Source organism: Streptococcus sp. k-90 (genome assembly GCF_013277565.1).
Lineage (GTDB): Bacteria > Bacillota > Bacilli > Lactobacillales > Streptococcaceae > Streptococcus.
Genome location: NZ_VMNE01000006.1, coordinates 110,343 through 133,014, shown reverse-complemented (window position 1 = coordinate 133,014; position 22,672 = coordinate 110,343). Strand labels below are relative to the sequence as shown.

Below are 22,672 nucleotides of genomic sequence, written 5' to 3'. Positions count from 1 at the left end.
AATAAGTTTTCATGAGAACTATTTTATCACTTTGAAAAGAGATGTCAAGAAAAAGTTTTCATGAGAACTATCTTAGTTTAAATTGACATTAGGCAATATCTTTTATATAATAAGCACTAACTACTGTGGATAGAAATCCATTCACTTAATGAAGAGAGAAAACTTTCAAATGAAACCAAAAGAACAAAGAGTTTTAGGAATCTTAGCAACCATTTTTGGAGCCATCGCACTTTTAGGATCCTGGATCCCATTTATTAACTATCTATCGTTGTTCATTGGCATCGTCGCATTTATCTTGGGGATTATCGGCCTTATCGTCAACCTCAAAAAACGGAAAACAATGGCTATTATCGGAACATCCCTGGCAGTTGCCTCTGTTGTACTTTTCTTTACGACTCAGGTACTATACACTGATGTCTACAAAGAGTATGCCAAGGAGTTTAACCGTTCCTACATGGATACGAGTGCATCAATGGAACGCAAAGAAAAAAGCGGCTTGACAGACGATACCTTCGCCTGGACCCAAGAACAGTTCGACGCCTTAATCGAAGGTGACCTTGACAACAAAGGAAAAGGTGGTACCAACTACGAGGATATTATCAACAAACATGGACAGCCAGATTCCGAGTTTGACTTCACTCTTGGGGGTTACAATACGAAAAAAATCTCCTATATCTCCATTGGAGACAAGATCAAGACTGTTACCTTAACTTTTGCAAAACAGGACGATGGAGAGCTCTTGCTCGTCCAAAAACATCAGTCGATCTAGGTCTAGAAAAAAGCAAGCAACAAAACGATTCTGAAACCAGATTCTAAGTTCAAATATCAAAAAAACGAACAGCTAGTAAAACTGTTCGTTTTTCTATTAGAATCCATCTACGTTTGTGTAGATTTTTTGTACGTCTTCGTCGTCTTCAAGAACGCTGTATAGTTTTTCAAAGGTTTCAAGGTCATCGCCTGACAATTCCACTTCTGACTGAGGTATCATTTCCAATTCAGTAACTTGGAATTCTTCGATACCTGACTCACGAAGGGCAACGATAGCCTTATGAAGATCAGTTGGAGCTGTGTAAACTGTGATTGTACCTTCTTCTGCTTCTACATCATCCACATCCACATCTGCTTCTAGCAATTGCTCAAAGACTGCATCGGCATCTTCACCTGCAAATACGATAACTCCCTTGTTGTCAAAGAGGTATGAAACCGAACCTGAAGCGCCCATGTTTCCGCCATTTTTACCAAAAGCTGCACGGACATTAGCCGCTGTACGGTTGACATTTGAAGTCAAAGTATCAACAATCAGCATAGAACCATTTGGTCCAAAACCTTCGTAACGTCCTTCTGTAAAGGTTTCGTCTGTGTTTCCTTTTGCTTTATCAATTGCTTTATCGATAACGTGTTTTGGCACTTGAGCTTGTTTAGCACGGTCGATAACGAATTTCAAGGCTGAGTTTGATTCTGGATCTGGATCACCTTTTTTAGCTGCTACATAGATTTCTACACCAAATTTTGCATATACTTTAGAGTTAGCTCCATCTTTAGCCGTTTTCTTGGCTACGATATTGGCCCATTTACGTCCCATTAGGAATCTCCTTTTTTCACATTTTAATCTTTCTTATTATAACACAAGTTTTTTCGATTTTCACTAGAGGAAATGGATTTTATTTAGCAAATCAAGCTAGGATGGTACCTTAGTTGCCAAGATTTCCTTGCCTTCTTTTATCAAGGGGTGGCGAAACAGTGAGAAGTACAGCTGAATAGTCATGGCAACCCAGATGAGGGGTTCGCAAAGGATAACTCCCTTATAGCCAGCCCAAGGGATAATCAAGACCACAAAAGCGATTTTCCCGATTAGTTCAATAAAGCTAGAAACTAGAGGAAGGATCTTTTGCCCCAAGCCCTGCAAACAATTGCGATAAATCAACAAGAGACTCAAAATAGGATAAAAAGCTGAGCTGATTTGCAGATAGAGACTTCCATTTTCTATCAAGTAACCATCTGTCGAACTAGCCAAGAAGGAAACCAAGGCTGGACTGGCAAAAAAGAGGAAGATACAAACCAAAACTGCCCAGGACATGCTTAAACGACTGCCGATTCGAAGGCCTTGAACAATGCGGTCTGGTCGCTTAGCTCCTAAATTCTGAGAAGCAAAGGTCGTCATCGAGGCAGAAATAGCGGTCATAGGAAGAAGGGCGAAAGCCATAATACGGCGTGCTGCCGTCTGGGCACTAATAATTACGGCACCAAAGGTATTAACAGAAGATTGCAAAATCACACTGCCAATAGATACAATTGAACTCATCAAGCCCATAGCCAAACCTTGTTCCAAGAGATCCACGTACAAGGTCTTATCCCATTTGAAATGCTTGAGCTGAGGGAGTAGCTCAGGCACACTCTTACGGATATAATAAAAGCAAAGAACCGCTGATAAGCCTTGCGAAATAATGGTAGCAAGTCCCGCGGATTGAACTCCCAGATGCAATTGTGTAATAAAATAGAGATCCAGAACCACATTAACCATAGCAGAAAAAATCAAAAATCCAAGGGCAGCTAGACTGTCCCCAATAGACCGCAACAAGCCTGCAAAAAGATTATAAGCAAAGCTGACACCTACACAGGTCACAATCATAGAAATATATTGATAGGACTGGGGAAGGATTTCTGCAGGAGTATCTAAATATTGCAAGAGTGGATACAGACCGACAAATCCCAGCAGCATAACTACAATACTCAAAAGAGCACCTAAAATCCAGGTGGCTGCTACTGCTTCCTTAATTTTTATAAAATTCCGAGCCCCGTAATAACGGGCAATGACAATCCCCATGCCATTGCCAACACCAAGAGTAAAACCTACAATCAAGTCAAAAATCGCTGTTGTCGCTCCTACCGCCGCCAAGGATTCTTGACCAAGAAATCGTCCAACAATCAAGACATCAGCAGTATTATAGAGCTGTTGAAAAATATTTGATAGCAAGATTGGGAAGGCGAAGCTTAAGAGCGAAGGAAGAATCGGACCATGTATCAGGTCCACTGTTCGTTTTTTATTCATAAGGCTATTATATCAGCTTTCTAGAGGAGCAACAAGAAACAGCAAACTATAGGCAATCTGAAAATTTGAACAAAAAATCGAAAAAGTAGAGGATTTCTCCACTACTTTAACAGCTTATTCTTCAATTTCGATTTCAAGCTCGTCGCCTAGGTCAAGTATTACTTCTTCATTCACAGAGTCTGCTTGAACTGCCTCATCTTTTTTAGTTTCAACACCTTCTGCAGAAGCTTCTTCTCCATCAATCAAACCAAATTGAACACGGACTTGATGGTCGATTTCATCAAAGACTTCTGGGTGATCTGCCAAGTATTTCTTAGCATTTTCAGAACCCTGCCCGATTTTCTCATCCTTGTAAGAGTACCAAGCTCCTGCTTTTTTGATGATATCCAAATCGCTTGCGATCTTCAACAGTTCACCAGTCTTAGAAATCCCTTCTCCGTACATGATTTCAACGAAAGCTTCTTTAAATGGTGGAGCCACCTTGTTTTTCACGACCTTAATCTTGGTTTCCTTACCGACATTGGTATCTTTTTGGTCACCCGTTCCCTTGATTTGTGTGCTTCCACGAACATCCAAACGTACTGAAGCATAGAATTTCAAAGCACGTCCACCAGGAGTTGTTTCTGGATTTCCAAACATAACCCCAACTTTTTCACGCAATTGGTTGATAAAGATGGCAATTGTTTTGGTTTTATTAATAGAAGCACCAAGTTTACGCATGGCCTGGCTCATCATACGAGCCTGCAAACCAACGTGGCTATCACCGATATCTCCATCAATTTCCGCACGAGGGACAAGGGCTGCAACTGAGTCGACCACGACAAGATCTACAGCACCTGAATCAATCAATTTTCCTGCAATCTCAAGACCTTGCTCTCCTGAGTCTGGTTGGGACAAGAGCAATTCGTCAATGTTGACACCAAGGGCTGCAGCATAAGCTGGATCGAGGGCATGTTCCGCATCGATAAAGGCTGCAATCCCACCTTCTTTTTGCGCTTGCGCAACTGCATGAAGGGCAACCGTTGTCTTACCAGATGACTCTGGTCCATAGATTTCGATGATACGTCCCTTAGGATAACCACCTGAACCAAGGGCAATGTCAAGCGCCAAGGAGCCTGAGCTCATCACTTGCACCTTTTGCTCCGCACGTTCACCCAAACGCATGATTGATCCTTTACCAAAGTCTTTCTCAATCAATTTGAGAGCGTCATTCAAGGCCTTTTCACGTTCTGCCCCAAATTTTTTTGAAATTTCTTCTAATTTTTTTGGTTTTTTCGCCATTCTATTCTCCTACATTCTAATGGTCCTCAGACCTATCTACTATTATATCAAAAGTTGGTTACTTAATAAAGCCTTGCGAACTAGGTTAAAGGCATGCATAACCGCAATGTGACGTACATCTGCTCGACTTCTGCCTCCAATATTCACCTTGATGACCTCAGTTCCTTTCTCTTGCGCCAATCCTATGTAAACTGTCCCAGCTGGGTGCCCTTCTAGGCTATCTGGTCCTGCCACTCCAGTCAAACTAAGGCCAAAATCAGACTGGGTCTTGATTCGTGCCTGCTCAGCCATCTTCTGAGCTGTAAATTCAGACACTACACCATGTTCTTCCAAATCCTTGGCAGGAATATCCAACATCTTTGATTTTTCCTCCAAGCTATAGGTCACGAAACCACCCTTAAATATACTTGAAGCACCCGAAAAATCAGCTACAGTGGCTTGGAAAAGTCCTGCCGTCAAACTCTCTGCTGCCGTAATGGTTTTCCCTTGCTTTTTCAGTTCTTCTACCACAATGCTAGCTAAACTAGTTTCTTCCCCATAACCATAACAAAGTTCTCGTAAACAAATTCCTTCAAAGGTCTGATACTCCAAGATTTGGTTTTCTAAGATATCCAGCGCTTGATTCGCCTCTTCTTGACTGCTAACCTTTGTTGACAGACGTAGAGTGACTTCTCCTGTCTTGGCATAAGGTGCCAAGGTCGGATCTGTTTGATTGTCAATCAAATCAGCCAAAATGGTCACCAGCTGACTTTCGCCAATTCCAAAGAAACGAAGAACTCGGGAATACAGCTTGCTCCCTGTCATCAACTTAGGTAGAAGTTGATTTAAGACCATGGGTTTCAATTCACTTGGTGGACCTGGAAGGACGACGTAGGTCACTCCTTCGGCCTCTAACATCCCCCCCACAGCCAGTCCTGTTTCGTTGGGCAGCGGAGTCGCTCCTTCTACAAGTTGAGCTTGTCTTTCGTTATTAGGTGTTCGGGCATAGTCCGGTCTCTGTGCAAAAAATACATCCAATTTCGCCTGCGCCTGAGGATCAAAAACTAATTCTTTCCCTAAAAATTTAGCCAGAGTTTGTTTGGTCAAATCGTCCTCAGTTGGCCCCAAACCACCTGTCAAAATCACCAGACTGCTACGTTGACTAGCAATCTCAAGCAGGGATAAGAGACGGGCTTCGTTGTCTCCTACAGCCGTCTGAAAATATACATCTACCCCAATCTCTGCTAATTTTTCCGATAAAAACTGGGCATTAGTGTTGACAATCTGTCCTGTCAAAATCTCTGTTCCAACAGCAATGATTTCTGCTTTCATGTTTCCTCCTACCTATCTATTCGTATTTTTTTGAAAAAATCGCAGGAAATTTCCCACGATTGATTTTTTTATTTATAGTAAGAAAGTTAATTGTCTTCGTCACCAACAGGTGTTCGTCCAAATAAATCTTCAAATAAGACAACATTTGTTTCAAGCTGAGTAACTTCTTCTTGTCCCAAAGAACGTCTCAAAAGATTCTGCATTTCCAACATGTGGTTTCTTGTAACAATTTGATAAGAAACGCCTTGTAGCATCTCCCCTTCACCCTTCAACTGTTGTGTTTCAATGGTGTTAAATGAATCTTTGTAGCCCAATAAGCTTGGAATACTTTTTGCAGATAAATCGATATTAGTCTGCATATTAGTACTTAGGGCTTTTAAGATAGACTGATAGTGACTGACACTATTTAAACTAAGAACTTTTTCAACAACTTTTTGAATGACTTCACGCTGACGCTTCTGACGTCCGTAGTCTCCTTCTGGGTCTTGATAACGCATGCGTGAATAAACAAGTGCTTCTTCTCCATTTATTGTCTGCTCTCCAACACCGATAGAAATGGTGTTAAATTCTTCTTGGTCACTGATAGAGATTGGGAAACCTAGTGTATTATTAACCGTAATACCTCCCACTGCATCGACCAATTGTTGCAAGCCTTGCATGTTGACCATAATGTAGCGATCAATATGAAGGTTCATCATCTTTTGAATTGTTTCTATCGCAAGTTCTGCACCACCACCAGCATAGGCAGCGTTTAGCTTCGCTTCTTCAATACTACCATCTTTATGTTGAATTTTAGTCAGGATATCACGTTCCAAACTCATCATCGTCGTTTTCTTTGTGTGAGGATTGACAGTCAGCAAAATCATACTGTCACTATTTCCAGCCCATTGGTCTGTACGCTCTACGTTCCCAGTATCAACCCCCATCAACAGAATGGTCAAAGGCTCTGTTGCTTCAATAACCTTGGTTTCTTCTCCTATTTTTTTATAGGTTTTTGCCAAAGTCTCTGTACCTTGCTGATAAATAGTATAAGCAAAAACACCAACACCCAAAACTGTCACAGCTAGAAAAGCTAGCACCATTCCAATAATTTTTTTAACCATATTTCTACTAGTCTATCAGTTTACCCATCAAGTAAACATCGATAAATTTCCCTTCTTCTATATATGCTCCACGCTCTTGGCGACCTTCAATTACAAAGCCATGCTTTTGATAAAGATGAACTGCTGCTTGATTACGAGTTTGGACAGTCAGTTGGAGACGACGCAGAATACCACTTGCTTGTGCCCACTCTATCGCTTCTTCTATCAACAAACTTCCCAAGCCATTATTCCAATATCTTTTTCCAATCACAATGAAGAGATCTCCAATATGACGGACTCTCTTGCGCTGGTCAGCTGTAATATTTACAAGGCCAGCAATTTTACCATTTAAGAATGCAAGTAAGCTTATCTGATTGTCTGAACTAGCTTGCTTGTTGAGGAATACTTCCATCTCCTCACCGGTCAAGAGAATACCATCTCCATCTAAACTGGTAAAATCTGTCTCTAAACTGACACGATTTAAAAATGTTACTAACTCAACAGCATCACCAGGTTCTGCTTCTCTAATGAGCAATTCATACTCCATGTTGAAGCTCCTCTAAGAGTTTTTCTGCACGCAACCCCTTTGCCTGGAAATTTAAACGGCGTCCATCTGCTTCTTTTAGAATTTCCAATTCTAAATAAGTATTTGGCAAGGCATCACCTAAAAGATGGCCCCACTCAATGACAGTCACTCCACCACCAAAGAGAAACTCATCCAAGTCGATAGAATCAGCATCCCCCTCAATACGATAAACATCTAGGTGATAAAGTGGAAGACGACCTTCATACTCTCTTACGATAGTGTAAGTTGGACTCTTAATCATCTGAGAAATCTGTAACCCTTTAGCAAGACCTTTTGTAAATGTCGTTTTACCTGCGCCCAGTTCTCCAGTTAAAATTAAAACATCATTCTTTTCTAATAGATGACCCAAATGCTCCCCTAAGGCTTGCAACTCTTCTTCATTTTTTGTGTACATATTCTTATTATACCAAAAACTTTTCTTTTGTGTCTATTTTCCTACCAAACTTATACTCAATGAAAATCAAATAGCAAACTAGGAAGCTAGCCGCAGGTTGCTCAAAACACTGTTTTGAGGTTGTGGATAGAACTGACAGAGTCAGTATCATATACCTACGGAAAGGCTACGCTGACGTAGTTTGAAGAAATGTTCGAAGAGCATTACCATCATAACATCCATAAAAACAGGCTTTCCCTAAAAGAAAATGAGCGTAGCAATGACCAATACAAGATCTCGGAAAATATGACCATAAAAGGAAACTTCCTGCTTAACCGAATTTGGGACAAGATAGGCTGCAAAAAACAAACCCAGTCCAATATAAATCAGAAGTGAGACAATGGTCATTGGATTTCTTAAGAAAATAAGTGTTGCTAAAATAGTCACCAACACTGTCTTTTTTCTGTCTAGCATGGCAAGAAAATCGCGCATATATTTTTTCAAAGGTAAAAAAATCAGCAAATCTAGTCCAAATAGGAAAAAGAAGGATGGCAATAAAAAGTCAACTAATTCTTGTTGCAGCGTATTTTTAATGAGCAAGTTATCTGACAAGACAAGAACAGCTCCTAACAAATTAATTAAGAGTAGGATACTATAAAAAAGCTTCACTGACTTCTTACTGGCTAGGACACTATGAACTTCTTGCTTACAGGTATAAAGATAATTTACTCCAGCACAGATTCCTGAAACGAAGACCATACTTCCGATGAAAAAAGCTGTACTTTGTTTAAAGGACAAGATGCATTCCTTCCATAGGAAACAGCTACTCAAACTGATTTGAATTAAAGCTAACAAAAATAAGATTCTCATTGATTTCATCTTTTCTCTCCCTTCCTACCAATCATTATACTCGGAGAAAAGGGAGAACTGTTTCCAATCTTCTCAAATGTCTCTTTTAGATGCTAAACAAACACGAGAGGCTAAACTTGAAATCAAAAAAACGCACCATATCAAAAACTAAAAAATTTGATATTATGCGTCATATCTTAAACTAATTGACCATACTTTCTATTCAAATGAGCTTTCAACCAATTGATTGAGCCAATCAACTCTTAAAACCAAAGAGCAATTTCTCGCTTAGCTGACTCTTCTGAATCTGAACCATGTACAACATTTTGGATAGCTTGGTTTTCTCCAGCAGCTTTTGCAAAATCACCTCGAATAGTCCCTGGCAAAGCTTCTTCTGGACGAGTTGCGCCTATCATGGTCCGCCAAGTTTCGATTACTTTGGGACCTGAAATGATACCTACAAGAATCGGTCCTGAAGTCATAAATTCACGAATCGGTGGGTAAAAACTTTGATTAACCAAGTCCTGATAGTGCTGGTCAATCAAGTCTTCTGAAAGCTGTGAACGCAACTCCAATTTTTCAATTATAAATCCACGTTGTTCGATGCGTTTCAACACTTCACCAACTAGCCCTCTTTTTACACCGTCTGGTTTAATGATAAAAAATGTTTGTTCCATGCCCGTCTCCTTTGTCAGCTTCTTTCTTTTATTTTACCACATTTCGTGGAAAAATGGAGAAAGTTTTCAGAAAAGAGAACCCGAAGGCTCTCTCATTCTCTTTTATTCTACTGTTTCTTCCACAGTTTCAACGGCAGCATCCACAACTACTTCTGTTGTTTCTTCATTTCCTTCTTCCTCTACTGGAGGATTAAGGTATTCTTCTTCGTTGATAGCATGTGGTTCAAGGTTACGGTAACGAGCCATACCAGTACCTGCTGGGATGATCTTACCGATGATAACATTTTCCTTGAGTCCAAGGAGATGGTCTTTCTTACCACGGATAGCCGCGTCAGTAAGGACACGAGTTGTTTCCTGGAAGGAAGCCGCTGACAAGAAACTATTTGTTTCAAGTGAGGCTTTGGTAATTCCCATAAGAACTGGACGACCAGTCGCTGGAACACCACCTGCGATAAGAACATCTTTATTGGCATCTGTAAAGTCATTGATATCCATAAGGGTACCCATGAGAAGGTCTGTGTCACCTGGATCCATGACACGAACTTTACGGATCATTTGACGAACCATTACCTCGATGTGTTTGTCACCGATTTCTACCCCTTGGCTACGGTAAACTTTTTGTACTTCACCGAGAAGGTAGGTTTCAACTGACAAGACATCACGAACTGCAAGGAGACGTTTTGGTTGGATAGAACCTTCCGTAAGAGCAGCACCACGCGCTACTTGGTCCCCAACTTCAACACGCATACGAGCTGTAAATGGAACGACGTATTCACCTTCGCCAGTTTCACCCTTAACAAAAACTTTCTTAGTACGAGTTGATGCATCTTCTTCGATAGCTGTAACTTGTCCTTTAACCTCTGTGATAACCGCTTCCCCTTTAGGATTGCGGGCTTCAAAGATTTCTTGGACACGAGGAAGACCCTGAGTGATATCGGTATTTGAGGCAACCCCACCCGTGTGGAAGGTACGCATTGTAAGCTGTGTACCAGGTTCCCCGATAGATTGGGCAGCGATTGTACCAACTGCTTCACCAACTTCAACCGCATCACCAGTCGCCAAGTTGATACCGTAACAGTGACGGCAGACACCGTGACGAGTGTTACATGTAAATACAGAGCGGATAGTCACTTCTTCCACACCAGCATTGACAATTTCACGCGCCTTATCTTCTGTAATCAACTCATTTGGACCGATAATAACTGCACCAGTTTCTGGATGTTTAACAGTTTTCTTAGTGTAACGACCATTGAGACGCTCTTCGAGAGACTCGATCATCTCTTTTCCTTCTGCGATAGAACGGATCAAGAGACCACGGTCTGTTCCACAGTCATCCTCACGGATGATAACGTCTTGGGCAACGTCAACCAAACGACGAGTCAAGTAACCTGAGTCGGCTGTCTTAAGGGCCGTATCAGTCATACCTTTACGGGCACCGTGAGTTGAGAAGAACATTTCCAATACCGACAAACCTTCGCGGAAGTTTGAAAGGATTGGCAATTCCATGATACGTCCGTTCGGAGCCGCCATCAGACCACGCATACCGGCAAGCTGTGAGAAGTTTGAGATGTTACCACGGGCTCCAGAGTCCATCATCATAACGATTGGGTTCTTAGGATCTTGGTTGGCAATCAAGCGTTTCTCAAGTTTTTCACGGGCAGCACGCCATTCAGCTGTAACGGCATTGTAACGCTCATCATCTGTGATCATACCACGACGGAATTGTTTTGTAATTTGTTCTACACGTTTGTGTGATTCTTCAATGATTTCAGCCTTGTCATCAACGACTGGGATATCGGCAATACCCACTGTCAATCCTGCAAGAGTTGAGTGGTGGTAACCGAGGTTCTTCATACGGTCAAGTAGGGCAGAAGTTTCTGTCGTACGGAAACGTTTGAAGATTTCAGCGATGATATTTCCAAGGTTTTTCTTCTTGAATGGAGGGTTGAGTTCAAGTTTGCTGATAGCTTCCTTGATATCTCCACCAAGTGGCAAGAAGTATTTAGCAGGAACGCCTTCTGTCAAGTTGGCATTGTTTGGTTCTTGCAAGTATGGTAGACCCTCTGGCATGATGTCATTGAAAAGGATTTTACCAACTGTTGTAAGCAAGACCTTGTGTTTTTGCTCTTCTGTCCATGGTTTGTTGAGACTATCTGTTGCAATACCAACACGTGAGTGGAGGTGAACATAACCATTGCGGTAAGCCATAACCGCTTCGTCACGGTCTTTGAAGACCATTCCTTCACCTTCACGACCAGCTTCTTCCATAGTCAAGTAGTAGTTACCCAAAACCATATCCTGAGATGGAGTAACAACTGGTTTACCATCTTTCGGGTTCAAGATATGCTCAGCAGCGAGCATCAAGATACGAGCTTCTGCTTGGGCTTCTTCTGAAAGCGGTACGTGAATGGCCATTTGGTCCCCGTCAAAGTCGGCATTGTAGGCTTCACAGACAAGCGGGTGCAAGCGAAGGGCCTTACCATCAATCAAGACTGGCTCGAAGGCTTGGATACCCAAACGGTGAAGGGTCGGTGCGCGGTTAAGAAGTACTGGGTGTTCTTTGATCACTTCTTCAAGGATATCCCAGATACGCTCATCTCCGCGTTCGACCAAGCGTTTAGCAGCTTTGACGTTTTGCACGATATCACGTGCAACGATTTCACGCATCACAAATGGTTTAAAGAGCTCAATCGCCATTTCACGTGGCACACCACATTGGTACATCTTAAGAGTTGGACCAACAGCGATAACGGAACGTCCTGAGAAGTCAACACGTTTACCGAGCAAGTTTTGACGGAAGCGTCCTTGTTTACCTTTGAGCATGTGGCTCAATGATTTAAGTGGACGACTACCTGGTCCTGTGATTGGACGACCACGACGACCATTGTCAATCAAAGCGTCAACCGCTTCTTGAAGCATACGCTTCTCATTTTGAACGATGATACCTGGTGCATTCAACTCAAGCAAACGAGCCAAACGGTTGTTACGGTTGATAACACGGCGATACAGGTCGTTCAAGTCAGATGAGGCAAAACGGCCACCATCCAACTGCAACATTGGACGAAGATCTGGTGGAATAACCGGAAGGATGTTAAGAATCATCCATTCAGGTTTGTTTCCAGACTTGTAAAAGGCATCCAACACATCCAAACGACGAATCGCTTTGATACGTTTTTGTCCAGTTGCTGTTTTCAACTCTTCTTTGAGTTCAGCAATTTCTTTTTCAAGATCTACTTGTTTCAAAAGGTCTTGGATGGCTTCGGCACCCATCTTGGCAACGAATGATCCATAACCATACTCACGCAAGCGCTCACGGTATTCGCGCTCTGTCATGATAGACTTGTGCTCAAGTGGTGTATCCTTGGGATCGATCACCACATAAGCTGCAAAGTAGATAACTTCCTCAAGTGCACGAGGACTCATATCAAGGGTCAAGCCCATACGGCTTGGAATCCCCTTGAAGTACCAAATGTGAGATACAGGAGCTTTCAATTCGATATGTCCCATACGCTCACGACGAACTTTTGTACGCGTTACTTCAACCCCACAACGGTCACAAACAATCCCTCTGTAACGAATGCGTTTGTACTTACCACAAGCACATTCCCAGTCTTTTGTAGGACCAAAGATGACTTCATCAAAGAGTCCTTCACGTTCTGGTTTCAAGGTACGGTAATTGATTGTTTCAGGTTTTTTGACTTCTCCATAAGACCATGAACGGACTTTACTTGGAGAAGCTAGGGTGATTTGCATACTTTTAAAACGATTTACATCAACCACTATTTCTTCCCTTTCTATTCTAAGTGAGCTACTTATTCTTGTTCAGCAGCTTCTTCTGTTTCTTCCGCTTTTGCTTCTTTCTCAGCTTCTTCAGCTTCAAAGGCTGCTTTAGCCTCTTGGGCTGCTTTTTCGCGGGCTTTTTCAAGATCATCTACGTGGATGACATCTTCGTCCATTCCTTCATCCAAGTCACGAAGTTCCACTTCTTGGTCATCTTCGTCAAGGACACGCATGTCAAGACCAAGAGATTGCAATTCTTTCACAAGAACTCGGAAGGATTCTGGAACACCTGGTTTTGGAATTGGTTTTCCTTTTGTAATAGCTTCATAAGCTTTCAAACGTCCGTTGATATCGTCAGACTTGTAAGTCAAGATTTCTTGAAGGACATTTGACGCACCGTAGGCTTCAAGAGCCCAAACCTCCATCTCACCGAAACGTTGTCCACCAAACTGGGCTTTACCTCCAAGTGGTTGTTGAGTAACGGTTGAGTAAGGCCCGACTGAACGCGCGTGCAATTTATCATCAACCATGTGGTGGAGTTTGATCATGTACATGACACCAACTGACACACGGTTATCAAATGGCTCACCAGTACGTCCATCGTAAAGGATTGTTTTGGCATCGCTATCCATACCTGCTTCTTTAACAGTTGACCAAAGGTCTTCAGAACTTGCTCCGTCAAAGACTGGTGTTGCGATGTGAATACCAAGAGTACGAGCCGCCATACCAAGGTGAAGCTCCATAACCTGACCGATATTCATACGTGATGGCACCCCAAGTGGGTTCAACATGATGTCGACTGGAGTTCCGTCTGGAAGGTAAGGCATGTCTTCTACAGGAACGATACGAGAGACAACCCCTTTGTTTCCGTGACGTCCGGCCATCTTATCTCCGACCTTGATCTTACGTTTTTGAGCGATGTAGACGCGAACCAGCATGTTAACACCTGATTGCAACTCATCTCCATTTGCACGTGTAAAGATCTTCACATCACGAACGACACCATCGGCACCGTGTGGTACACGAAGAGAAGTGTCACGCACCTCACGAGACTTGTCTCCGAAGATAGCGTGCAAGAGGCGTTCTTCAGCCGAAAGGTCTTTCTCACCCTTAGGTGTTACTTTACCTACAAGAATGTCACCTTCTTTAACCTCAGCTCCGATACGGATAATACCCATTTCGTCAAGGTCTTTAAGAGCATCTTCACCAACGTTTGGAATTTCACGAGTGATTTCTTCAGGCCCAAGCTTTGTATCGCGTGTTTCTGATTCGTATTCTTCAAGGTGAACAGATGTATAGACATCGTCTTTCACCAAGCGTTCGCTCATGATAACGGCATCCTCGAAGTTGTAACCTTCCCAAGTCATGTAGGCAACGATTGGGTTTTGTCCAAGCGCCATTTCTCCATTTTCCATAGAAGGTCCGTCAGCGATGAAATCACCTTTTTCAACGACATCGCCAACTTTTACGAGAGTGCGTTGGTTGTAGGCAGTACCTGAGTTTGAACGACGGAATTTTTGGATGTGGTAAACGTCCAATGAACCATCTTCACGGCGTACTTCTACCTTGTCAGCATCTGCGTAAGTAACTTTACCATCATACTGAGCAATCACAGCCGCTCCAGAGTCGTGGGCTGCTTGGTATTCCATACCAGTACCAACGTAAGGTGCCTGAGGATTGATCAATGGCACAGCCTGACGTTGCATGTTGGCTCCCATGAGGGCACGGTTGGAGTCATCGTTTTCCAAGAAAGGAATACATGCTGTCGCAACGGCAACTACCTGTTTTGGTGAAACGTCCATATAGTCAACAATATTAGCTGGATACTCTTGGTTGACCCCTTGGTGACGTCCCATGACAACTTTCTCAGCAAAGGTTCCATCTTCATTTAGACGAGAATTAGCCTGTGCTACAGTAAATTCATCTTCTTCATCAGCTGTCAACCAAACGATTTCGTTCGTGACAACACCTGTTTCGCGGTCAACCTTACGGTATGGCGTTTGAACAAAACCATATTTGTTCAAGTGCCCGTAAGATGACAAGTTATTAATCAAACCGATGTTTGGTCCTTCAGGTGTCTCGATTGGACACATACGACCATAGTGAGTGTAATGCACGTCACGAACTTCATATCCAGCACGGTCACGTGTCAAACCACCAGGTCCTAAGGCTGACAAACGGCGTTTGTGAGACAACTCAGAAAGTGGGTTGTGTTGGTCCATGAACTGTGACAACTGTGATGAACCAAAGAATTCTTTAACTGCAGCTGTTACAGGACGGATATTGATGATTTGTTGTGGTGTCAAGACTTCGTTGTCCTGAACAGACATACGTTCACGGACATTACGTTCCATACGAGAAAGTCCCAGACGTACTTGGTTAGCAAGCAATTCACCGACCGCACGGATACGACGGTTTCCAAGGTGGTCGATATCATCTACACGGCCAAGTCCTTCAGCCAAGTTGAGGAAGTAGCTCATCTCAGCAAGGATATCTGCAGGAGTGACGATACGAACCTTGTCATCTGGATTGGCATTACCGATGATCGTTACAACACGGTCTGGATCAGTTGGAGCAACAACCTTGAATTTTTGAAGAACAACTGGCTCTGTTACTACGGCAGCATCATTTGGAATGTAGACAATCTTGTTCAAGTCGCCATCCAAATAGCTTTCAATGCTTTCAATCACGCTACGAGTCATGATTGTACCAGCTTCTACCAAGATTTCTCCAGTTTCAGGATCTACCAATGGCTCTGCAATGGTTTGGTTTAGCAAACGTGTTTTAACATTGAGTTTTTTATTGATCTTATAGCGACCAACTGCTGCCAAGTCATAGCGACGTGGGTCAAAGAAACGAGCTACAAGCAAGCTACGTGAGCTTTCAGCAGTCTTAGGTTCACCTGGACGAAGGCGTTCGTAAATTTCTTTCAAGGCTTCGTCGGTACGAGAGTCCATTGGGTTCTTGTGGATATCTTTTTCAACAGTGTTGCGAACCAATTCGCTGTCACCAAAGATATCAAAGATTTCATCATCACCTGAGAAACCAAGCGCACGAACCAATGTTGTAAATGGAATCTTACGAGTACGGTCGATACGAGTGTAGGCGATATCTTTTGAGTCGCTTTCAAGTTCCAACCAAGCTCCACGGTTAGGGATAACAGTTGAACCGTAGCCCACTTTACCGTTTTTATCAACTTTATCGTTAAAGTAAACACCTGGTGAGCGGACCAACTGAGATACGATGATACGTTCACCACCATTGATAATAAAAGTACCCATTTCTGTCATGATTGGGAAATCACCAAAGAAAACTTCTTGAGTCTTGATTTCGCCTGTTTCTTTATTGATCAAGCGGAAGGTTACAAAAATTGGTGCCGAGTAGCTGGCATCGTGGATACGAGCTTCTTCGAGCGTGTATTTTGGTTCCTTGATTTCATATCCAACAAATTCCAACTCCATCGTGTCTGTGAAGTTTGAAATTGGCAATACATCTTCAAACACTTCCTTAAGACCGTGGTCTAGGAAAGCTTTGAATGAATCAGTTTGAATTTCAATCAAATTTGGTAAGTCAAGAACTTCTTTGATTCTTGAAAAACTACGACGGGTACGATGTTTCCCGTATTGAACGTCATGTCCTGCCAAGATGATTCTCCTTTGTAAATAAGTTCCAAGCCTTGTCAATCAGGCTTTCTAATCGTCATATGGTTGTAAAACCTCTATCACCGTGTCCCTTTGATAAATTTTCAGAATCTTTAAGTCTTTGTTACAAATGCTCGAAATCCTGAAAAAAAGCACAAAAAGAGCAGCTAAATCTGACTTTTTCAGAAGATTTAACTGCTGTGAGCCTTGTCTGGACAATATTTCAGACAAAACCTACGACAAATGATTACTCATATTATACCCTATTTAGCTAGATTTTTCAAGGGAATTAACGATTTTTTGACAAAATCTTTTCCTATAAAACATTAAATTCAATGATCACTTTGCAAACTTCGTTTTCAGTTTAGTAGTTCACTAAGAATATAGTGAATTACAACTTTTCCTTTTTTATCATAGGCTATTTTTCTTGACTTTATCAGACTTTTCTTTTAATATATATGTATAAATATATAGGGAGATTTATGATGAATATCTTGCTTTCTAAGACTGAACAAGATTTGCTATTCTTACTGGAAGAAATAACCAAACACCATGATTGGATAGAACTCTCAGTCTTGGCCGAGAAGCTGAATTATTCAATAGAAGAATTACAAGAACACCTTTTTAAGCTTGAGCAATTATTTCCAAACCTCCTGATACAATCAAGAAAAAAAGGTATTCAATTGCAGTTTGACTTCCAAAACACCTTGGATCCTAGGATTGAGATTTTTAAACAATCTGAAACCTACTCTTTTTTGAACCGTCTGTTTTTCAAGGAGGAAGGCTCACTTAACCAAATGTGCCTAGAGCTTGTGATTAGCTACGAACGAGTTCAGGAAATCATCCAGCATCTAAATACGAAACTTCTACAACACTATAACATCAGCATCCAACCTTCCCCTTTAGTCATAGAGGGAACAGAAGAGGACATTCGCGCCTTTTATCTAGACTACTTTAGTCAAAGTTACGACTTTCTTGATTGGCCCTTCCCTTCTATTTCTGAAGAATCACTCACTCACTTGATTCAGCTATTTTTGAACGCCCAACAAGTTTCACTCACCCTCAGCAGTCTACGGCAAATCAAATATACCCTAGCTATCAATCTAGAGCGTTTAAATAGGGGACGTTTCATTGAAAATCCTACTCCTCTTTTAACCAGTCACTACAGCTCTCTCATGCAGATTCCCCATTTTGAACAAGATATCAAAAAACTGGCTAAAAAACTCCATTTTGAACCTACAAAGAAAACACTGGAACAACTATTTTCAAACCCAATCAAATCTTCTAAAATTACAGACAATGCTAATAATAGGGCACTGGGCGATATTCATCATATCCAAAAATCCTACCGTTTATTGAGTCAAATTCTAGAAGAGCTGGCTAAAGAATTTCACCTACAGATTGAAAATCGTGAGGAATTGATTTGGCTCCTCCACTACACTGCCCAAGCTGATTTCTTCCATTTACTCAACAATCAGTCTCTCGACAAACAGAAATCCCAGATTTTAAGCAATTATCAAGCAGAATTTCCAAAACTATTTGAAGTAAGTCAACACAAATTTCAATCTTATCTGACTGAGATGGGACTAAACAGTAAGCCAAGTAAGCAACAAGAGATGGTCTACACCTTCACTATCCAAGGGCATCGAATTTTAGTCCAACTGCTTCAAAAACTTCCCAAAATACGTGTTTTGGTCATTAGTCATCTGGATAACCATCACGCACAAAGCCTAATCGACACCCTAACTCACTACGGAAACAATCTCTATCTATTTGATTCTTGGGAAGAATCTACGATTTCTTTCTCGATTCTCAATCAAATTCCGCACGATATTGTTATCACTACCTTTCCTGTCACTAACTCTCCTAAACCAATTATCTACAATCGTAACTTCTCTACTTCAGAATTATTCCTCCATCTCCACCTTCTGGCTTCTCAAATTCATAAAGAAAGACTAGCTGAGTCGTAACAGAAAATCTGTTGCGATTTTTCTTTTGTTCCAATTTTAAGAAAACGCTTGCATCTTTTTTTACTACATGCTATACTGATATAGAAATTTATTGATTGGAGAATCATTATGAGAAAAAAACCATCTCACACTGAGAAAAAAATGGTCTACAGCATCCGTTCTCTCAAAAATGGAACTGGTTCTGTCCTTATCGGCGCAAGCCTTGTCCTACTTGCCATGGCTACACCAACTATCTCAGCCAACGAAACCACAACAGCTAGTGCTGAAGCGACTAACACTATTACTCAACCTCTTACTGATACAGCAGACATCGCTGGAAAGAACGAAAGCGATTTTTCTTCACCTAACAATGCAAACGCTTCCCTAGAGAAAAAAGAAGAACAACCTGCAACAGAGGCAACCACTCCTGCTGCAACTCCCGCTGATTCAGCACCACAAACCGGACAAGATCGTTCAAGCGAACCAACTACTTCTACTACGACTGAAACTAAGGCAGAAGAGCCAATCGAAGACAATTACTTCCGTATCCACGTCAAAAAACTTCCTGAAGAAAACAAGGATAGTCAAGGACTATGGACTTGGGACGATGTTGAAAAACCTTCTGAAAACTGGCCTAACGGAGCTTTGTCCTTTAAGGATGCCAAAAAAGATGACTACGGCTACTACCTAGATGTCAAATTAAAGGGAGAACAAGCCAAAAAAATTAGCTTCCTCATCAATAATACAGCCGGAAAAAATCTAACCGGCGATAAATCGGTAGAAAAACTGGCACCAAAGATGAATGAGGCTTGGTTAGACCAAGATCACAAGGTTTTCTCTTACGAGCCACAACCTGCAGGAACTATTCGCGTCAACTACTACCGTACAGATGGCAACTATGACAAGAAATCTCTCTGGTACTGGGGAGATGTGAAAAATCCAAGTAGTGGTGAATGGCCTAACGGAACAGACTTTACGGCTACAGGCAAATATGGTCGCTATATCGATATTCCACTCAAAGATGCAGCTAAAGATCTTGGATTTTTATTACTAGACAGAAAGAAACAAGGAGACGATGTGAAAATCCGTAAAGAAGATTATAAGTTCACAGATTTGAAAAATCATAGCCAAATTTTCCTAAAAGATGATGACGAAACCATCTACACCAACCCCTACTATGTGCACGATATCCGCATGACAGGAGCTCAACACGTAGGAACTTCTAGCATTGAAAGTAGTTTTTCAACACTTGTCGGTGCTAAAAAAGAAGATATCCTCAAACACTCCAACATCACTAATCATCTAGGAAACAAAGTAACTATCACTGATGTTGCAATCGATGAGGCTGGTAAGAAAGTGACCTACAGCGGAGATTTCTCTGACACAAAACATCCTTATACCGTTAGCTACAACTCTGACAAATTCACTACCAAAACAAGCTGGCGTCTTAAAGATGAGACTTACAGCTATGATGGTAAACTTGGAGCTGACCTCAAAGAAGAAGGAAAACAGGTTGATTTGACCCTCTGGTCACCAAGTGCTGATAAGGTTTCTGTTGTTATCTACGACAAGAATGACCCTGAAAAAGTAGTTGGAACTGTAGCTCTTGAAAAAGGGGAAAGAGGAACTTGGAAACAAACTCTAGATAGCACAAACAAACTAGGCATCACAGATTTCACTGGCTACTATTATCAATACCAAATCGAGCGTCAAGGTAAAACTATTCTTGCACTCGATCCTTACGCTAAATCCCTCGCTGCTTGGAATAGTGACGATGCTAAGATTGACGATGCCCATAAAGTGGCTAAAGCTGCCTTTGTAAATCCAGCTAAACTAGGACCTCAAGACTTGACTTATGGTAAGATTCGCAACTTCAAATCGCGCGAAGATGCTGTCATCTATGAAGCTCATGTGCGTGACTTCACTTCAGATCCTGCCATCGCAAAAGATTTGACTAAGCCATTTGGTACTTTTGAAGCCTTTATCGAAAAACTAGACTACCTCAAAAACTTGGGTGTAACCCACATCCAACTCCTTCCAGTCTTGTCTTACTACTTTGTCAATGAGTTGAAGAACCACGAACGCTTATCTGACTATGCTTCAAGCAACAGCAACTACAACTGGGGATATGACCCTCAAAACTACTTCTCATTGACTGGTATGTACTCAAGCGATCCTAAGAATCCAGAAAAACGAATCGCAGAATTCAAAAACCTCATCAACGAAATCCACAAACGTGGCATGGGAGCTATCCTGGACGTAGTTTATAACCATACAGCCAAAGTCGATCTCTTTGAAGATTTGGAACCAAACTACTATCACTTTATGGATGCTGATGGAACACCTCGAACTAGCTTTGGTGGTGGACGTTTGGGGACAACTCACCATATGACCAAACGCCTCCTAGTTGATTCTATCAAATATCTAGTTGATACCTACAAAGTAGATGGATTCCGCTTCGATATGATGGGAGACCATGACGCCGCTTCTATCGAAGAAGCTTACAAGGCTGCACGCGCCCTCAATCCAAACCTCATCATGCTGGGTGAAGGTTGGAGAACCTATGCTGGTGATGAAAATATGCCTACTAAAGCTGCTGACCAAGATTGGATGAAACATACCGATACTGTCGCTGTCTTCTCAGATGACATCCGTAACAACCTCAAATCTGGTTATCCAAATGAAGGTCAACCTGCCTTTATCACAGGTGGCAAGCGTGATATCAACACTATCTTCAAAAATCTGATAGCTCAACCAACCAACTTTGAAGCAGACAGCCCTGGAGATGTCATCCAATACATCGCAGCCCATGATAACTTGACCCTCTTTGACATCATCGCTCAGTCTATTAAAAAAGACCCAAGCAAGGCCGAGAACTATGCTGAGATTCATCGTCGTTTACGACTTGGAAACCTCATGGTCTTGACAGCTCAAGGAACTCCATTTATCCACTCTGGTCAAGAATATGGACGTACCAAACAATTCCGTGACCCAGCCTACAAGACTCCAGTAGCAGAGGACAAGGTTCCAAACAAATCTCACTTGTTGCGTGATAAGGACGGCAATCCATTTGACTATCCTTACTTCATCCATGACTCTTATGATTCTAGCGATGCAGTCAACAAGTTTGATTGGACTAAGGCTACAGATGGAAAAGCATATCCTGAAAATGTCAAGAGCCGTGACTATATGAAAGGGTTGATTGCCCTTCGTCAATCTACAGATGCCTTCCGACTCAAGAGTCTTAAAGATATCAAGGACCGTGTCCACCTCATCACTGTTCCAGGTCAAAATGGTGTAGAAAAAGAGGATGTAGTAATTGGCTACCAAATTACTGCTCCAAACGGTGATATCTACGCAGTCTTTGTCAATGCGGATGAAAAAGCTCGCGAATTTAATTTGGGAACTGCCTTTGCCCACCTCAGAAATGCTGAAGTTCTAGCAGATGAAAACCAAGCAGGACCAGTTGGAATTGCCAACCCGAAAGGACTTGAATGGACTGAAAAAGGCTTGAAATTGAATGCCCTTACAGCTACTGTTCTTCGAGTCTCTCAAGGCGGTGCCATTGTTGCCCCAGCTATGGAAGAAAAACCAGAATTTGACCTTTCTAGCCTAAAACAAGAACACGGTCAAAATAACGGCCAAGACAATATGTCAAACCGAGTAGTCAAACCGGAACAGCAAACTCCAGCTCCACAAACTAAACCTGATTCTACTAGACCAGATGAAAAAGTAGCTGATGCAGAAGATAAACCTAGCCAAGCTACAACTGATTCACAAGCTGAACAACCAGCACAAGAAGCACAACCAGCATCTGTAAGTGAAGCTATTCAAAACGGATCTGTAGAAAACTCTAGCAAGGAAAATATACCTGCAACCCCAGCTAAACAAGCTGAACTTCCAAATACAGGAACCAAAAACGATCACAAACTCCTGTTTGCAGGAATTAGTCTCCTCGCTCTTCTAGGTCTCGGGTTCTTGCTAAAAAACAAAAAAGAGAACTAAACTAGCCCTCCTATAGAAAAATCCCCCAAGCATTAAGTCCAGGGGGATTATTTTTTGTACAATATTTGTGGTTATAATACATTTGATTA

Annotated in this window: 13 protein-coding genes and 1 pseudogene; 3 read left to right on the top strand and 11 right to left on the bottom strand. The window is 41.8% G+C overall.

The window, feature by feature from the left end; all coding sequences use genetic code 11:
• Positions 1-169: 169 nt before the first annotated feature.
• Positions 170-816: pseudogene (locus tag HT734_RS02900) on the top strand (DUF308 domain-containing protein).
• A gap of 49 nt (positions 817-865) precedes the next feature.
• Here HT734_RS02900 and HT734_RS02895 read toward each other — a convergent pair.
• The 11 genes from HT734_RS02895 to rpoB all read right to left on the bottom strand — a co-directional run bounded on the left by HT734_RS02895 (position 866) and on the right by rpoB (position 16,632).
• On the bottom strand, positions 866-1,582 hold the full coding sequence (locus HT734_RS02895; RefSeq protein WP_000532877.1) for a YebC/PmpR family DNA-binding transcriptional regulator: 717 nt from the start codon (positions 1,580-1,582) through the stop codon (positions 866-868).
• Positions 1,583-1,678: 96 nt separating this feature from the next.
• A complete protein-coding gene (locus HT734_RS02890) occupies positions 1,679-3,049 on the bottom strand; it encodes an MATE family efflux transporter (RefSeq protein WP_173277615.1) in 1,371 nt (456 codons plus the stop codon).
• A 114-nt stretch (positions 3,050-3,163) separates the two neighbouring features.
• Positions 3,164-4,330 carry a recombinase RecA gene (gene recA / locus HT734_RS02885; protein WP_173277617.1) on the bottom strand — a complete coding sequence of 389 codons (1,167 nt, stop codon included), beginning with the start codon at positions 4,328-4,330 and terminating at the stop codon, positions 3,164-3,166.
• A 42-nt stretch (positions 4,331-4,372) separates the two neighbouring features.
• Positions 4,373-5,641 (bottom strand): competence/damage-inducible protein A, encoded by a 1,269-nt coding sequence (locus tag HT734_RS02880; protein WP_061758884.1) that lies wholly within the window; start codon positions 5,639-5,641, stop codon positions 4,373-4,375.
• 86 nt (positions 5,642-5,727) lie between these two features.
• Positions 5,728-6,744 (bottom strand): LCP family protein, encoded by a 1,017-nt coding sequence (locus HT734_RS02875; RefSeq protein WP_061758885.1) that lies wholly within the window; start codon positions 6,742-6,744, stop codon positions 5,728-5,730.
• Between the two features lie 7 nt (positions 6,745-6,751).
• On the bottom strand, positions 6,752-7,270 hold the full coding sequence (locus HT734_RS02870; protein ID WP_061758886.1) for a GNAT family N-acetyltransferase: 519 nt from the start codon (positions 7,268-7,270) through the stop codon (positions 6,752-6,754).
• Positions 7,260-7,703 (bottom strand): tRNA (adenosine(37)-N6)-threonylcarbamoyltransferase complex ATPase subunit type 1 TsaE, encoded by a 444-nt coding sequence (tsaE, locus tag HT734_RS02865; protein WP_061758887.1) that lies wholly within the window; start codon positions 7,701-7,703, stop codon positions 7,260-7,262. The genes HT734_RS02870 and tsaE overlap by 11 nt, the downstream gene beginning before the upstream one ends.
• A 237-nt stretch (positions 7,704-7,940) precedes the next feature.
• A complete protein-coding gene (locus HT734_RS02860) occupies positions 7,941-8,561 on the bottom strand; it encodes a hypothetical protein (RefSeq protein WP_061758888.1) in 621 nt (206 codons plus the stop codon).
• A gap of 233 nt (positions 8,562-8,794) precedes the next feature.
• On the bottom strand, positions 8,795-9,208 hold the full coding sequence (ndk, locus tag HT734_RS02855; RefSeq protein ID WP_061758889.1) for a nucleoside-diphosphate kinase: 414 nt from the start codon (positions 9,206-9,208) through the stop codon (positions 8,795-8,797).
• Between the two features lie 102 nt (positions 9,209-9,310).
• Positions 9,311-12,988 (bottom strand): DNA-directed RNA polymerase subunit beta', encoded by a 3,678-nt coding sequence (gene rpoC / locus HT734_RS02850; protein WP_061758890.1) that lies wholly within the window; start codon positions 12,986-12,988, stop codon positions 9,311-9,313.
• Positions 12,989-13,020: 32 nt separating this feature from the next.
• Positions 13,021-16,632 (bottom strand): DNA-directed RNA polymerase subunit beta, encoded by a 3,612-nt coding sequence (gene rpoB / locus HT734_RS02845; protein ID WP_061758891.1) that lies wholly within the window; start codon positions 16,630-16,632, stop codon positions 13,021-13,023.
• Between the two features lie 482 nt (positions 16,633-17,114).
• On the opposite strand from rpoB, the gene HT734_RS02840 reads away from it, so the two are divergent.
• A complete protein-coding gene (locus tag HT734_RS02840; protein ID WP_061758892.1) occupies positions 17,115-18,599 on the top strand; it encodes a M protein trans-acting positive regulator PRD domain-containing protein in 1,485 nt (494 codons plus the stop codon).
• 108 nt (positions 18,600-18,707) lie between these two features.
• A complete protein-coding gene (locus HT734_RS02835; RefSeq protein WP_173277619.1) occupies positions 18,708-22,583 on the top strand; it encodes a pullulanase in 3,876 nt (1,291 codons plus the stop codon).
• Positions 22,584-22,672: the final 89 nt, after the last annotated feature.

Coding starts and splice junctions, on each gene's coding strand:
- tsaE (WP_061758887.1), bottom strand. CDS start 7,703: ATGTACACAAAAAATGAAGAAGAGTTGCAAGCCTTAGGGGAGCATTTG.
- HT734_RS02860 (WP_061758888.1), bottom strand. CDS start 8,561: ATGAAATCAATGAGAATCTTATTTTTGTTAGCTTTAATTCAAATCAGT.
- recA (WP_173277617.1), bottom strand. CDS start 4,330: ATGGCGAAAAAACCAAAAAAATTAGAAGAAATTTCAAAAAAATTTGGG.
- HT734_RS02840 (WP_061758892.1), top strand. CDS start 17,115: ATGAATATCTTGCTTTCTAAGACTGAACAAGATTTGCTATTCTTACTG.
- HT734_RS02870 (WP_061758886.1), bottom strand. CDS start 7,270: ATGGAGTATGAATTGCTCATTAGAGAAGCAGAACCTGGTGATGCTGTT.
- ndk (WP_061758889.1), bottom strand. CDS start 9,208: ATGGAACAAACATTTTTTATCATTAAACCAGACGGTGTAAAAAGAGGG.
- HT734_RS02890 (WP_173277615.1), bottom strand. CDS start 3,049: ATGAATAAAAAACGAACAGTGGACCTGATACATGGTCCGATTCTTCCT.
- HT734_RS02895 (WP_000532877.1), bottom strand. CDS start 1,582: ATGGGACGTAAATGGGCCAATATCGTAGCCAAGAAAACGGCTAAAGAT.
- HT734_RS02875 (WP_061758885.1), bottom strand. CDS start 6,744: ATGGTTAAAAAAATTATTGGAATGGTGCTAGCTTTTCTAGCTGTGACA.
- HT734_RS02835 (WP_173277619.1), top strand. CDS start 18,708: ATGAGAAAAAAACCATCTCACACTGAGAAAAAAATGGTCTACAGCATC.
- HT734_RS02880 (WP_061758884.1), bottom strand. CDS start 5,641: ATGAAAGCAGAAATCATTGCTGTTGGAACAGAGATTTTGACAGGACAG.